This is a genomic window from Terribacillus saccharophilus (assembly GCF_002272745.1).
GTDB lineage: Bacteria > Bacillota > Bacilli > Bacillales > Amphibacillaceae > Terribacillus > Terribacillus saccharophilus_B.
Window position 1 is genome coordinate 79,917 of sequence record NZ_NPBD01000011.1, and the last position, 13,936, is coordinate 93,852.

The 13,936-nt window shown below is 44.5% G+C and carries 13 protein-coding genes; 11 read left to right on the forward strand and 2 right to left on the reverse strand.

Translation table 11 applies throughout. The annotated features are described in order from the left end of the window. Window positions 1–197 precede the first annotated feature (197 nt). Window positions 198–410 (forward strand): hypothetical protein, encoded by a 213-nt coding sequence (locus tag CHH58_RS13110; RefSeq protein ID WP_095233306.1) that lies wholly within the window; start codon window positions 198–200, stop codon window positions 408–410. A 40-nt stretch (window positions 411–450) separates the two neighbouring features. Here CHH58_RS13110 and CHH58_RS13115 read toward each other — a convergent pair whose 3' ends face one another. Beyond that, the gene (locus CHH58_RS13115; protein ID WP_170937627.1) at window positions 451–2,193 is read right to left on the reverse strand and encodes a methyl-accepting chemotaxis protein; all 1,743 of its coding nucleotides are present in this window, start codon (window positions 2,191–2,193) and stop codon (window positions 451–453) included. 130 nt (window positions 2,194–2,323) lie between these two features. On the opposite strand from CHH58_RS13115, the gene CHH58_RS13120 reads away from it, so the two are divergent. The 3 genes from CHH58_RS13120 (at window position 2,324) to CHH58_RS13130 (ending at window position 5,093) form a co-directional block, all read left to right on the forward strand. Then, on the forward strand, window positions 2,324–2,797 hold the full coding sequence (locus CHH58_RS13120) for a VOC family protein (protein WP_095262660.1): 474 nt from the start codon (window positions 2,324–2,326) through the stop codon (window positions 2,795–2,797). A 176-nt stretch (window positions 2,798–2,973) separates the two neighbouring features. Beyond that, window positions 2,974–3,789 (forward strand): N-acetylmuramoyl-L-alanine amidase, encoded by an 816-nt coding sequence (locus CHH58_RS13125; RefSeq protein WP_095234532.1) that lies wholly within the window; start codon window positions 2,974–2,976, stop codon window positions 3,787–3,789. A 215-nt stretch (window positions 3,790–4,004) separates the two neighbouring features. Next, window positions 4,005–5,093, forward strand: coding sequence for an N-acetylmuramoyl-L-alanine amidase (locus tag CHH58_RS13130; RefSeq protein WP_095230912.1), 1,089 nt, complete (start codon window positions 4,005–4,007; stop codon window positions 5,091–5,093). 37 nt (window positions 5,094–5,130) lie between these two features. On the opposite strand, the gene CHH58_RS13135 is transcribed toward CHH58_RS13130, so the two are convergent. Then, complete coding sequence (locus CHH58_RS13135) at window positions 5,131–5,406, reverse strand: hypothetical protein (RefSeq protein WP_095230913.1); 276 nt, start codon at window positions 5,404–5,406, stop codon at window positions 5,131–5,133. 259 nt (window positions 5,407–5,665) lie between these two features. Here CHH58_RS13135 and CHH58_RS13140 point away from each other — a divergent pair, with 259 nt between their 5' ends. The 7 genes from CHH58_RS13140 (at window position 5,666) to guaA (ending at window position 13,921) form a co-directional block, all read left to right on the forward strand. Beyond that, a complete protein-coding gene (locus tag CHH58_RS13140; protein ID WP_038558498.1) occupies window positions 5,666–5,884 on the forward strand; it encodes an AbrB/MazE/SpoVT family DNA-binding domain-containing protein in 219 nt (72 codons plus the stop codon). A gap of 11 nt (window positions 5,885–5,895) precedes the next feature. Beyond that, window positions 5,896–6,393: a cation:proton antiporter regulatory subunit gene (locus tag CHH58_RS13145; protein ID WP_095230914.1), complete on the forward strand. Its 498-nt coding sequence runs from the start codon at window positions 5,896–5,898 to the stop codon at window positions 6,391–6,393. 3 nt (window positions 6,394–6,396) lie between these two features. Next, entirely contained in the window at window positions 6,397–7,614 is a 1,218-nt protein-coding gene (locus tag CHH58_RS13150; protein WP_095230915.1) for a cation:proton antiporter, read from the forward strand. A 152-nt stretch (window positions 7,615–7,766) separates the two neighbouring features. Further along, on the forward strand, window positions 7,767–8,735 hold the full coding sequence (locus CHH58_RS13155; RefSeq protein WP_095230916.1) for an AAA family ATPase: 969 nt from the start codon (window positions 7,767–7,769) through the stop codon (window positions 8,733–8,735). Then, a complete protein-coding gene (locus CHH58_RS13160) occupies window positions 8,725–9,969 on the forward strand; it encodes a DUF58 domain-containing protein (RefSeq protein WP_095262642.1) in 1,245 nt (414 codons plus the stop codon). The genes CHH58_RS13155 and CHH58_RS13160 overlap by 11 nt, the downstream gene beginning before the upstream one ends. Beyond that, window positions 9,962–12,151, forward strand: a complete 2,190-nt coding sequence (locus CHH58_RS13165; protein ID WP_095262643.1) for a DUF4129 domain-containing transglutaminase family protein — start codon at window positions 9,962–9,964, stop codon at window positions 12,149–12,151. Before CHH58_RS13160 ends, CHH58_RS13165 begins: the two co-directional genes overlap by 8 nt. A 249-nt stretch (window positions 12,152–12,400) precedes the next feature. Beyond that, complete coding sequence (gene guaA / locus CHH58_RS13170; RefSeq protein ID WP_095233421.1) at window positions 12,401–13,921, forward strand: glutamine-hydrolyzing GMP synthase; 1,521 nt, start codon at window positions 12,401–12,403, stop codon at window positions 13,919–13,921. The last annotated feature ends 15 nt before the right edge of the window (window positions 13,922–13,936 follow it).

Here is a 13,936-nt window from a genome sequence, read left to right on the forward strand (position 1 = left end):
AGGCTGTCCCAACTTATTAAGGATGGAGTTAAATTTCCTTTATGAGCAGAAAAACTGTTTAGCAGGCGGCGGGGGTGGGAAACAGATTATTAAGAAAACTAGCAATATATTAGAAGTGCATTTTTACAATTGACCTGTATATATGGGATGGTGTATAGTGGATGTACACTAGATATTGTGTTACGGAGGCCGTTAATATGCAAAGATACCTATTCGAGTACAAAATCCTGCCAACTGGCGAAACAAGTGAATTCAGTCACGTTGCAGCTTCTGAAGAAGAAGCGCGCCAGTCCATTAAGGAACGTGTGGCAGACTTGGAATTCGTTGAACCAGAAGAAGTCGAAATCGGCAGCTTGCTGCGTACATTGGATGCAAGCAAACAATACTACGAATGTGAAGGATGCACCTGATTAAAAAGCGACCATGAGCTAAGGCTCATGGTCGCTTTTTTTATAGCTTGAATACTGCAATTGATTCATTAAGCTGACGGCTTATATGCGTCAGTTCTTCTGCGGATGTTGCGATATTTGCGACAGCCTGGATTTGATCGGCGATCGAGGCTGCGATTTCTTCTACACTGGCAGCTGTTTCTTCAGATACACTGGATGCATTTTGGATGCTGTCCGTAATGTCATTCGTTTGTGCAGTGACTCGCTTGATTTCTTCGAGTAATCTGTTGCCGGCATTCTTTGTGGCTTCTGCTGCCGCCTCGATGGCTGTGAACTCAGCAGCTGTAGCAACGACGGAGTGATTTAGTTGTTCTGCCTGCTGTTTATTCGATTCAATCCGAGCTACATTCTCAGCTGCTTCTTTCGTAATAGAGCTAATCATTTGCTGGATTTCTTTCGTAGCCGCATTTGACTGATCAGCAAGCTTTCGAACCTCACTAGCAACGACTGCGAAGCCTTTGCCATGTTCTCCTGCGCGTGCTGCTTCGATACTTGCATTAAGAGCAAGTAGATTCGTTTCTTCTGTTATATTCTCGATTACATCAGTAATTCGGACAATCTTCTGCAAGTTCTTATCGAGTTCCTGCATTCCGGCTGAGATAGCTTCTACTGACTGCATGGAAGCATTATTCGCCGACGTCAGATTATGCATCATATCGCTGCCTTTTGTCGTCGCTTCACTTGTTTGGAGCGCGGCTTGGGCAATTGCATCACTTTGTGCAGTCATCGTCAGGATGCTATCGTTAAATCCGCTTAAATGATATGTTGTCGTTTCCAGATCAGATGCTTGAGAGCTGGCTCCATTGGCAATATCATCTACTGCCACGCCGACTTGTTCGCTGCTTGCAGATGTTTCCTCACTTACTGCAGAGAGCTCTGAAGCTGCATCTGATACTTTATCACTGGATTGGATGATGCTTTGTACCAATGTGCGCAGTTCGCCAGACATCTTGGTGAAAGCATTACTCAAGACACCGATTTCATCCTTCGTTTCTTTCAATTCCTGTTCTCTGAAATCACCGGCAGCAAGCTGTGTAGCTGCGTCGGTCACCGCTTTTAATTGTGTCAGTTTCGGACGGATTAGGAAGTAGAAAAGAATTAGGCTGAGTATTGTAATACCGGCCGTAACTCCGATGATGATCCATTTGACTGTCTCCAGATCCTTATAGAACAAGTCGGTATAGACTGTAATACCAACCGTCCAGTTCCAAGGCTGGAAATAGTTCACATACGCCATCTTTTCTCTTACTTCTCCTGTTTTCTCGTCAGTGTCGTCGTAGCTCAGGAAACTGTCGTTATCATCTTCCGATTGTGCTAATAAAATCATGTCTTTCCTGTTTTTCTTTGTATTGTCATCTCCTGGCGGCGAACCAATTTCCTCACTTGGATGAAGCACCATATTTGCCTGGCTATCGTAAGCGATAATATAGCCGGCACCATTTTTATAATTAAAATTTGATTGCGATAAATCATAGGCGCCATCCTCTATAGGACCGTTCAATATATTTCGAGCTTCTTCTTGTGCTTCTTCTAAGGTCATTTCACCATTTTCCACGCGTTCGTTCAACACTGTGAGAAGACTGGTGGCGCTGTTGGCCATATGTTGCAAATCCATCTTTCCAGCATCAATCAGCTCGTTTTTGGCCGTCATATAACTGATTGTACCGACAGCCGCGCCGCAGATGATTGTGATCACTGCAACGGCAATCATTAACCTTGTTGCTAAGCCATGTCTCTTTTTCATGGTAATCCCCCTCTGAACATAGATCCGTTCACCTATATAATCGGTGTTTGAAAACGTTTGTGAAGTGAAAAAGGAGAAGGATATAATTTTTTTGTAAAAAACATCCGAAAAATGGAAAGGAAGATGCGAAATGACAGCAATTACGCACATTGGCATGACGGTTTCCAATCTCGATGCTGCAATCAATTGGTATAAGGAGGCCTTAGGTTTCCGAATCATTGCTGGACCATTCGACATGAAAACAGAAGAAGGTGACATGACTCGTGATCTTCAGGGAGAAGAAGTGAAGCATATCCGGAATGTCCATATGAGTGCATCAAATCAGGTTGGCATTGAATTATTTGAGTTTGTCGTTCCGGAAACGAAAGGGGAGACTGCTAGAAAACCTTGGGAACCGGGTATATTCCATCTTTGTATAGTGGCTGAAGGCGGAGATGTGCACGGCATGGCAAAAAAAATCGAGAAGACAGGCGGAAAAATCATCAGCAAAATATGGCCGCTAGATGAAGAAAAGGCGTATTATCTCGTTTACTGTCAGGATCCATTCGGAAATATTATCGAAGTTTATTCACATAGTACAGAACAGATTTTTGCTAACCGTTAAGCGAATTATGGCAGTTTAGTAATGGGGAAAAGGTTATGCAGGTACACCCATGTCTGGAAAAACAAGTATGTCATCTAGAACGTCTGCACCTTTTACTGGTTTGGGTCTATCTGCTATACAGCATGTCCTCTATAATTGTGACAACATCTGATTAGTATCAGCAAAGGAGGACATGCATGTATATGAAACGACAGTTATTAATAGGGGTTTTAGTTCTTTTTGGTGCGTTTATCCTGCTCTATCCGTCGACAAGTTTCGCGCAAAGCGGAACGGTCGATGTTGATACGACTTTGAATGTTAGGGCAGAGCCATCCACTTCTTCTGCCATTATTGGAAGTCTGCATCCGGGAGAAACGGTTGATTTGTTAGGAGTGACAAACAGCTGGGGCAAGATTACATACAAAGGCAAAACAGGCTATGTAAGCATGACTTATATACAGACGAGTTCAGGTGCATTAGAAGGAAAGACAATTGCTATTGATGCTGGGCATGGCGGCAAAGACAGCGGTGCTGTCGCCAACGGTGTGCTCGAAAAGAATGTTGTTCTTCCTATTGCACAGAAAACAGAAGCGAAGCTCAAAGCACAAGGTGCTGATGTGATCATGACTAGATCCGGGGATTCATTCATTGAACTGGAAGACCGAGCTGCTAAGGCAAATGCAGCAGGAGCTGATGTGTTTGTGAGTATTCATGCAAATGCTTCCTCGGCAACATCAGCAAGCGGTACGGAAGTCTATTATTATCCTGGCTCATCCAGCGGCCAGTCACTAGCGAACAGTGTGCAAAGTGGTCTCGTGAACCAGCTTGGATCACGTAATCGAGGCATTAAGAGTGCTGATTTCAATGTTCTTCGAAACACAAGCATGCCTGCTGTGCTAGCAGAGATCGGATTCGTCACAAATGCTGCAGAAGCGAAGAAGCTAGCATCGAGTGCATATCAGGACAAAGCAGCCACTGGACTTGTGCAAGGAGTAAAAGAATACACAGAATAATCTATTTATTCATTCGGGTGTAAGGCGGCAAATCTAGTATTTGCTGCCTTTTACTTTCCATGACTTGGTCAAGTAGCCCGTAAAAGCTTAGATTTCTTCTGAGAAGCGAGAATTGTAAATTATTTGGCAAGACTATTAGACTATTAATTGGTAACATATTCATCTATAATGGATGGCGAATCTACAAAATTCTACAAAGACGGAAGGGGAATCGTATGCTAGGAAAACATCTGACGCACCGCTCGCTGTTGGTCTTTATTATCGCACTTATAGCAGTAGTTGCTTTTATGCCGGCAACGAGTTATGCGAATAGCGGAACTATCGACGTATCGACGTCTCTGAATGTAAGAGCAGAGCCTTCTAATGATGCAGAAGTAATTGGTAAACTGCAAGGCGGGCAAGCAATTGAAATTAAGGAAGTCAATCATGACTGGGGCAAGATAGATTATTATGGGCGAGAGGGATACATAAGTATGGTGTTTGTCAGCGGAGCCCAAGACTCGGGATCTGCACAAGCAGATGTGCAGCAGACGTCACAGTCTGCTGATGCAACAGAAGGCTATGTCCAAGTTGCCACTTCGTTGAATGTCCGATCAACTCCGGATATGTCAGCTTCTGTGGTAGATAGTCTGTACAATGGAGATGCTGTCTCTATTCTTTCGATTGAAAATAATTGGGCACAAATTGAACATAATGGTACAACGGGTTATGTGAGCATGGATTTCATAACAACAAGTGAAAATGAAGCATCTTACAGCCTGTCACCGTTAAAAGGAAAAACAATTGTGATTGATGCAGGTCATGGCGGAAAAGACAGCGGCGCAATCGGGGATTACTTTTATGAGAAGTCCGTTGTCTTGTCCATTGCATTAAAAACACAAGCACAGCTGGAGAATATGGGAGCGAATGTAATCATGACGCGAGACGATGATACATTTGTAGCGCTGGAAGCGAGGGCAGCTATGTCAAATGCTGCGAATGCATCCATGTTCGTAAGTATTCACTTGAATGCTACTTCAGAGGAATACGTCAGCGGTACAGAAGTTTATTATTATCCGGATGGCGATACGAGTGTCCAGCTTGCTTCGACAGTACAGGAGAATCTTTCTTCTCAGCTTGGGTCGATTGACCGGGGGACGCAGGCAGCTGATTTCAGCGTACTGCGTAATACCAATGCACCAGCGATCCTAGCGGAAATTGGTTATATCACCAATTCAGCAGAATCTGCTAATCTGGCAACAAGCAGCTATCAGGAAAAAGCTGCTTCTGGAATTGTGCAGGGGCTGGAGAACTATTATCAATAAAAACACGAAACGATGCGGAGTAACTCCGCATCGTTTTTTATTTTGTCAATTCGACATCAGCAATGTAATAGGAAGACCCATCTGTTAGTTCTTTGTACATCTCAATATAGATCTGGTTTATTTCCTGGCCATCTCTATTGATGATATTGCGCCAATCCTGTCGAATTTGTCCTTTATTAGTGGAAGCTGTCTTCTTGGAATAGAGTCGATGTGCATCCGGGATGATTTCCTTTACATAATCGGAAATGCTCCGTTCTAGCTCATGCCGGATAACTGCTTCTTTGCCTGCAGTATATGCGTATCGAAATTGCATCTGGCTGTTCGTCCTCCTAGGTATGCTCTATTAATCAGAACGTTTGTTCTTTTTTTTATAGTATAAAGGATATGCAATAAGGTGACTAGTGTAAATTGGCAAAATAATCCCTGATTGATTGTGACAAATTATTGAACAGCAGATGTAGAAAATTTTCAGTATTGTAAGCGCGCTATTTGCACCTATCCTGGATGTATAGTAAACTTTAGTTGTAAGGAAAGTAAAGAATGTAAGGAATACTTGAAAGAAGGGCGAAATCATGGAGTTAGCAAAGCTTAGTTCAAAAGGGCAGATCACCGTTCCGAAACATATCCGGGATGTGCTCAGCGTCAAAGAAGGAGAGCATGTCGCATTTGTTGAAGAAGGCGGTATTGTGTTCATGGCGAAAGCGGATCTTGATTCGATTCATGATTTGCAAGAAATACTAAGTGACAGTAAGTTCAAGGAAGTCGTCCGGAAGGCAAAACAATTGAAATAGGAGGCATCAGTATGAACATCCGTGAATCAGATTTGCCAGGTATCGGAAAAAAGTTCGAGCTTATGACGGATAATGACGATAAGGTAGTCGTTATCATCCATGACGATGGCCGTCGGGAAGTTTACCATTACGATGACGAAGATTTGGATGAAAGCATTTCCGGTGTTACTTTCACCGATTCTGAGGCAAGACAGCTCGCTTCTATCATCGGCGGTATGACTTATAAGCCGAAGGCAGTGGAAACAATTGAAGTCGCATTCGATGACCTTGTAATCGAATGGTATAAGCTTGGCCCGAGTGCTCCGATCATCGGTAAGACCATTGGAGAAATCGGTATCCGTCAGAATTACAACATCAACATCATTGGGATCGTTCGCAAGAATCATTCGAAGCAACTGAACCCTGGTGTAGATACAGTATTCAAAAGTGGAGATACGATTGTTATCTCAGGAGAGCGGGCCGATATTAAACGTGCCAACAGTGAATTATTCTTGAAAGAAAGGGGATAGGCTATGGACCATTTAGTATTTGAAGTAGGGACTGCGCTTGTTTTAATCGCAATCGCAGCCATACTTGCCAACAAGTTAAACTTCTCCATCATCCCGTTCCTCATTATCATCGGGATGCTGGTCGGACCACATGCACCTAGTTTTGGCATTATTAATCTCCAGTTTGTCCACAGTGAAGATATAATTGCATTCCTCGGACGAATTGGTGTTCTATTCCTCCTGTTCTATCTAGGGTTGGAATTCTCAATAGGGAAACTGATTAAATCAGGTAAAAATATTGTTGTAGGCGGCAGTATCTATATCGGTATCAACTTTGCCCTAGGCTTCTTGTATCCGTTTATACTCGGTTTTCCAATCAAAGAAACATTGATTATTGCAGGTGTCATTACAATCAGTTCCAGTGCGATCGTTGCAAAAGTTCTTGTAGATTTGCGTCGTACCGGTAATACGGAAACTGAATTGATCCTAGGTATCATTATGTTTGAGGACATTTTCCTCGCTGTTTATTTATCCACTGTATCAGGCTTGGTATTAGGAGACTCCAATTCTTTGGGAGGAACAATCCTGTCCATTCTGATCGCGCTAGGTTATATGCTGTTGTTCTTCGTCATCGCACGGAAGGCAGCACCTCTTTTAAGCAAGCTTCTACGTATCTCCTCTAATGAGATATTTATCATCGTCATTTTCGCATCACTATTCTTTATCGCAGGCTTCTCGGAGACAATCCATGTAGCCGAAGCAATCGGGGCCCTCTTACTCGGACTTGTATTCTCTGAAACAGATCAAGGTGAGCGGATCGAGCATATGGTAGTCCCATTCCGTGATTTCTTTGGGGCCATCTTCTTCTTCAGCTTTGGTCTGAGTATCGATCCGACGACACTGGGAGACGCTGTATGGCTTGCACTCGGAGCTGTAGCCATCACGATAATCGGTAACTTTGTTGCTGGTATGATCGCTGGCCGGCGGGCAGGTCTATCACATAAAGCGTCCACGAACATCGGTCTAACTATTGTCTCTCGTGGAGAGTTTTCCATTATCATGGCCAATATAGGTTTGGCCGGAGGACTTATGGGTGTGCTGCAGCCGTTTTCAGCGCTGTACGTGCTGATTCTTGCCATACTTGGCCCATTGATGACAAAAGAATCCAAGCATATCTTTAATTTCCTTAATAAAATATTCAAATGGCAGGAAGTCAAACCGAAAAGGGTTCGTGAATCCTAATTTGAAAGGAAGGCGCACAGAGTGTGCCTTCTTTTTGTTATGCCAATAATTTTACAAGTAAATAGCTTGCGGCAAGCCGTGTATGGCAGGTAACATATAAGGAACACTTGTCCAAAATATTCTGTCGAATCCAATTTGAAGGGAATGCTTGTATGACGAAGCTATCAACCTATCATCCGTCAGTCTCGCGGATTATAGATAATATTAATAAAGTGATCATTGGAAAAGAAGAACCAATTGTACTTAGTCTGACTGCACTCCTTGCTGGCGGTCATGTTTTGCTGGAGGACGTACCGGGTGTCGGTAAAACGATGCTGGTCCGCTCCCTTGCACGTTCAGTTGATTGTGATTTCAAACGTATCCAATTCACACCTGATTTATTGCCATCTGACGTTACAGGTGTTTCTATCTACAATCCAAAAACGCTGGAATTCGAGTTCCGTCCCGGACCGATTTTAGGGAATATCGTGCTTGCCGATGAGATTAACCGTACCTCTCCAAAGACACAGTCTGCTTTGCTTGAGGCGATGGAGGAGAAAAATATTACTGTAGAGGGGAATGCATTGCCGCTTGCAGATCCGTTTTTTGTCATGGCAACACAGAACCCTGTCGACTACGAAGGTACGTATTCTCTGCCTGAAGCACAGCTGGATCGCTTCCTTCTCAAGCTGCGGATGGGGTATCCGAATGCACAAGAGGAAATGCAGATGCTTGATGCTGTTGGTATGAAACATCCAATTAATCGTGTTGAGCCAGTTATGACTAAAGCAGATTTACTAAAAATGCAGGAAGCGGCAGCCAATGTGTATGTCGCTCCTCAGATACAGCAATATATAGTGGATTTAGCGCAGATATCCCGCAGTCATCCGGATGTTTATTTAGGACTTAGCCCGCGCGGATCCATTGCTATGATGCGGGCAGCGAAGGCTTATGCTTATATTCATAATCGCGACTATTGTTTACCGGATGATGTGCAAGTTTTGGCGCCTTTTGTACTTGGTCACCGAATTTTAATCCGTTCAGAAGCACGCTACGATGGCCTGACACCTGAAAGATTGGTCCACCGTTTGCTGGGAGCAGTGGACGTACCTGTAGAGAGGGAATCTGTACATGAAAGGTAAGTTCCGCTTTGCCTTTAGGCTCGGAGGCATCGTCTTGCTGGCTGCCATCTTATTCTGTTACAGCATGTTCCAAGGCGGTTTTGTCAGCTGGTTTCTGTTTTATGCTTTTCTTCCAATTCTGCTTTATGTGCTGCTGGTGCTGTGCTACCCGCTTGCTAGCTGGAAGGTGAATCGTACGCTTTCCAAAACATATATCAGGAGCGGTGGAGAAGTGACTGTTGAAGTCAGCTTGACCCGCCGTTTTCCCTTCCCGCTTGTATATTTGGAAATGGAAGATCTTTATGACCGATCTCTGCTGAAAGTAAGCCGACCAGACGGAACACTGCAGATTGGCCAATCGCGTCAGCCGAAGCAGCATATTCTATTTCCCTGGTTTCGGAGGAATATTAAAATCCAATATGTGCTGGACAGGCTTCCACGAGGGGAGCATAGCTTCTATCAAATTCGTCTGCGTACTGGCGACCCGTTTCAGCTGGTCGAAAAAGAAGTGGTTTTTGAAGTCTTACAGAAGCTGCATGTTTATCCAGCTGAAAGGGAGGTTACAGTTGGGAATCCGCAAAGCGTCTTTGAAGAAGGTGCTGCTGTTGCCTATGCTCCGCGTTCAAAGCAGACTAGCGTTGTTTCAGGTATTCGGGAGTACACCCCGGGTGACCGGTTCAGCTGGATAGACTGGAAAGCATCTGCCAGAAAACAAGATATGATGACGAAAGAATTTGAACAGGAAAAGAGTGCGGATGTACTCGTGGCGTTCGACAGAAGGGGAGCAAGGCAGGCAGAAGATCTTTTTGAATATAGCGTCGTCATTGCTTTTTCTGTCTACCAGAAGCTGAAAAGCAGAAATGAGCAAGTCGGCTTCATGAGCATCGGCAATTCAGCTAAGTGGCTGCCAGCCGCAATGGGCAGTGCTCAGCTTCAGCGTGTGCAGCAGTATTTGACTACTGTGAAACAGGAGCAGGAACAGCCGCGGTTACACGCTTTAGCAGCAGAACTGTCCCGACAGCCTAAAGGTTCAACAGTTTATTATGTAACAACGGATTTGGACAGTCGGGAGCTGGCAGTGCTCCGCAAATTAAGGCAAAGCGGTTATATACTGACCGTTTTATACATCTGTCGTCATGCAGAAGTTGGAACAAAGGAAAAGAACCTAATACGGGAAGTTCGACAGCTTGGTCATCAGATGGATATCTATCCGATACAGCAAACGGTACAAACGGAGGTTCAGCGAAATGCGTAGAAAAATCGGTCAAATACAGTGGCTGCGTTATCTTATCTTTGTTTGTGGATTCCTCTTGTTTTGGGAATGGCTCCGTCCGCTTGATCAGATTAGCGATACAGGCAATTTGCCCATCTTCGTTGTGTTCACAGCGATCTGCTTCCTGCTGTCCGCGCTTAAACTGCGCTGGTGGGTCAGCTTTTTGCTGAAGTTTGTTTTAATGTTAATAGTTCTTCAAGTTTTTCTTATACAGGAAAACTTAATATCCGGAAGCTGGTTCACGTTTATCCTAACGGAGCTGCAAAATAATCTTCAATTCCTGTTTACTGGTGACTTTGTCTCGCTGACACCATTTTTTAGAACGTTACTATTTTTGACTTTGCTTTGGCTGATGAGCTATTTGCTCTATTACTGGTTCATTGTAGCCAATCGTATTTTCTTCTTTATTATTATGACTTTCCTTTACATCGGGATTCTTGATACATTTACCCCTTACGATGGCAGCGGAGCAATTGTCCGTGTCTTTCTTATCAGTTTTTTTGCGATGGGGATTTCTACCTTTGCAAGACTTTATCAAGGCAGAGAAAAACGGAAGTTTCCGAAGCAAGTGCTGCTTTGGAGCATCCCGCTACTTTCCATACTTGCTGTTTCCGCTGCAGTAGGCTATGCAGCACCGAAGCTGCCGCCACAATGGGCTGACCCTGTGCCATTTATCCAAACGATGTCAGATAACAACAATGAAAATGAAGGGGAAGGCGGCATCCAAAAAGTAGGCTACGGAGAAAATGATTCCCGTCTTGGAGGTCCGTTTGTTCAGGATAATTCAATCGCATTCTGGGCAGCGACAGAAGCGAGTGGTTATTGGCGTGTTGACAGTAAGGATGTGTATACAGGCAAAGGCTGGGAACGTTCAAGGGATGCAGAACCGCAAAGCTTCCAAAGCGGAGACCAGGTCGGTATTGATCTCTACACAGAAAATGTAGCCACTGAAGCGCGGGAAGCAATTGTCTATCCAAGTCAAAATCAAGTACTGGACAGGCTCGTATATCCATATGGTGTGCAGACATTTTTCAGCGGGCAGGTAGGAGCTGCTGTCGATTCTGATTTCGGTGTCGTAGAAACATTTAATCGTGCGCAATATCCAGATGAGAATTACACGATAGCCTTTGAAGAACCACAGTATAATATCGATGATCTACGCAATGATTCAGAGTTGGATGATGACAATACCCATTACCGCTATACGCAGCTGCCTGAATATTTGCCGGAGCGTGTCCGTGAATTAGCCGACGAAATCACTTCTTCTGCCGATACACGGTATGATAAGGCAAAGGCAGTGGAACAATATTTCAATCAAAATGGCTTCCAATACCAGACACAGGATATTCCTGTACCAGAAGATGATCAGGATTATGTTGATCAATTTCTATTTGAAAGCAAAATCGGCTATTGTGATAACTTCTCGTCTGCAATGGTTGTACTGTTACGAGCAGCAGATATACCCGCGCGCTGGGTGAAAGGGTTCACGGCAGGACAGCCTGGGTCGAACCCAAGTGTATCTACTCCTGATGGTATGTCCTCTTATCTCGTTACGAACGGAAATGCTCATTCATGGGTAGAGGTGTATTTCCCGGAAACTGGTTGGGTTCCATTTGAACCAACTCAAGGATTTGCAAACCCAGCGGAGTTTACTAGCGAAGAAGATGAGGCGCCAGAGACTCCGGAAGCAGAAACAGAAACGCCAGAAGAAGAACAAAGCCCGGCTCCAGAGCAGCCAGAAGAGCAGCAGCAGGAAGAAGAACAGGTGGCAGATAGTCAAACGGATAGCAATTCAGTTCATCCACTGTATTGGATTATTCCGTCGGCAGTACTTCTTATAGCAGCACTCGCCCTGTATGTCACTCGCTACAAATGGCTGACAGCATATTACATTCGAAAATACCGGAATGAGCGATCTGAGGAGACGTATGAAAAAGCCTATCATTATTTACTGCGCCTGCTGGCACATAAGGGCTTCAAACGTCATTCTGGTCAGACGCTCAGGGAATATGCCATTACAATTGATCGGGAATTTGGCAATAAACAGATGTCTGAACTGACGAGCGAATACGAAAGAATCTTGTACCGAAACGAAAAAAGCGCGCCTGCATGGATAAATGCTGTCGAATTGTGGGAAAATTTAATTAAACAAGCGGCATCTTGACCCATTTTGGGCACATTGATAGAATAAGAGGCAATAAGCACCTTCAGAAGGACGCAGTACAATGCTGCTGACGATTGTGAAGGCTTGAGCCGACAACGTTACTTTTGCTGGATTCCGCCTTAAACACGGCGCGGATTCAGCTTCTGTTTTTTCAAGACGTGATAAAGGTAAAATGTGGTGCATGCACCCGACCTGCTTATATCTAGAGAATAATGAAGGAGTGGACAGACTTTGGATATCGATACAGATATGATATTGGTACTGGACTTTGGCAGCCAGTACAATCAATTGATCACAAGAAGGATCCGGGAGTTCGGTGTATACAGCGAATTACATTCCCACAAACTGACAGCAGATGAGATTCGTAAGATGAACCCGAAAGGAATCATCCTTTCCGGTGGACCGCACAGTGTATATGACGAAAATAGCTTCCGCTGTGACGAAGAACTCTTCGAACTAGGAATTCCAGTATTGGGTATCTGCTACGGTATGCAGCTAATGACGCAGCATTTCGGCGGAAACGTTCAGCGTGCTGACAGCCGGGAATACGGCCGTGCGGAGATTACATTGACAAACCCGTCTGTCATCTTTAAAGATTCACCGGAAAAACAGCTAGTCTGGATGAGCCATGGTGATAAAGTATTGGATCCAGCACCAGGCTTCAGCGTCGATGCGACAAGCCCGTCCACCCCAGTTGCTGCCATCAGCAACAAGGAACGTAACCTTTATGGTGTTCAGTACCACCCTGAAGTGCGCCATTCCGAGTACGGAAACCATATGCTGAAGCAGTTCGTTTTCGACGTCTGCCATGCAAAAGCGGAATGGACAATGGAAAACTTCATCGAAATGGAAACAGAAAAAATCCGCCAGCAAGTCGGCGATAAAAACGTTCTTTGCGCATTGAGCGGCGGTGTAGATTCTTCCGTAGTAGCTGCCCTTATCCACAAAGCAATCGGCGATCAGCTGACATGTATTTTTGTGGACCATGGTTTGCTTCGTAAAAACGAAGGTGCAATGGTTGAGAAAACATTCCGTGACCAGTTCAAAATCAATTTGGTTGCTGTTCATGCACAGGATCGTTTCTTGGGCAAATTAGAAGGAGTCTCTGATCCGGAAGAAAAACGTAAAATCATCGGAAATGAGTTCATCTATGTATTTGATGATGAAGCATCCAAGCTTGAAAACATGGACTTCCTTGCACAAGGTACACTGTATACGGATATCGTAGAAAGTGGTACAGAAACAGCACAGACAATCAAATCCCACCATAACGTGGGCGGACTGCCAGAAGATATGCAGTTCGAATTGATCGAACCATTGAAAACATTGTTCAAAGATGAAGTACGTGAACTAGGAACTGAGCTTGGTTTGCCGGATGCAATCGTTCACCGTCAGCCATTCCCAGGTCCTGGACTAGCAATTCGTGTTATCGGTGAGATTACAGAAGAAAAGCTGGAAATCGTACGTGAATCCGATGCAATCCTGCATGAGGAAATTGCGAAAGCTGGCCTTGAACGTGATATCTGGCAGTACTTCACTGTCCTTCCAGGATTCAAGAGCGTCGGTGTAATGGGAGATGCTCGTACGTATGACTACACGCTAGGAATTCGTGCGGTAACTTCTATTGATGGTATGACGTCCGACTGGGCTCGTATCCCTTGGGATGTATTGGAGCGTATCTCTGTACGCTTCGTCAACGAAGTAAAACATGTAAACCGCGTCGTGTATGACGTTACGAGTAAGCCACCAGCAACAATCGAGTGGGAATAAAAAAAGAGGCCATGC

Excerpts from the sequence above, each read along its gene's own strand:
- CHH58_RS13110 (WP_095233306.1), top strand. The coding sequence starts at position 198 with ATGCAAAGATACCTATTCGAGTACAAAATCCTGCCAACTGGCGAAACA.
- CHH58_RS13115 (WP_170937627.1), bottom strand. The coding sequence starts at position 2,193 with ATGAAAAAGAGACATGGCTTAGCAACAAGGTTAATGATTGCCGTTGCA.
- CHH58_RS13120 (WP_095262660.1), top strand. The coding sequence starts at position 2,324 with ATGACAGCAATTACGCACATTGGCATGACGGTTTCCAATCTCGATGCT.
- CHH58_RS13125 (WP_095234532.1), top strand. The coding sequence starts at position 2,974 with ATGTATATGAAACGACAGTTATTAATAGGGGTTTTAGTTCTTTTTGGT.
- CHH58_RS13130 (WP_095230912.1), top strand. The coding sequence starts at position 4,005 with ATGCTAGGAAAACATCTGACGCACCGCTCGCTGTTGGTCTTTATTATC.
- CHH58_RS13135 (WP_095230913.1), bottom strand. The coding sequence starts at position 5,406 with ATGCAATTTCGATACGCATATACTGCAGGCAAAGAAGCAGTTATCCGG.
- CHH58_RS13140 (WP_038558498.1), top strand. The coding sequence starts at position 5,666 with ATGGAGTTAGCAAAGCTTAGTTCAAAAGGGCAGATCACCGTTCCGAAA.
- CHH58_RS13145 (WP_095230914.1), top strand. The coding sequence starts at position 5,896 with ATGAACATCCGTGAATCAGATTTGCCAGGTATCGGAAAAAAGTTCGAG.
- CHH58_RS13150 (WP_095230915.1), top strand. The coding sequence starts at position 6,397 with ATGGACCATTTAGTATTTGAAGTAGGGACTGCGCTTGTTTTAATCGCA.
- CHH58_RS13155 (WP_095230916.1), top strand. The coding sequence starts at position 7,767 with ATGACGAAGCTATCAACCTATCATCCGTCAGTCTCGCGGATTATAGAT.
- CHH58_RS13160 (WP_095262642.1), top strand. The coding sequence starts at position 8,725 with ATGAAAGGTAAGTTCCGCTTTGCCTTTAGGCTCGGAGGCATCGTCTTG.
- CHH58_RS13165 (WP_095262643.1), top strand. The coding sequence starts at position 9,962 with ATGCGTAGAAAAATCGGTCAAATACAGTGGCTGCGTTATCTTATCTTT.
- guaA (WP_095233421.1), top strand. The coding sequence starts at position 12,401 with ATGATATTGGTACTGGACTTTGGCAGCCAGTACAATCAATTGATCACA.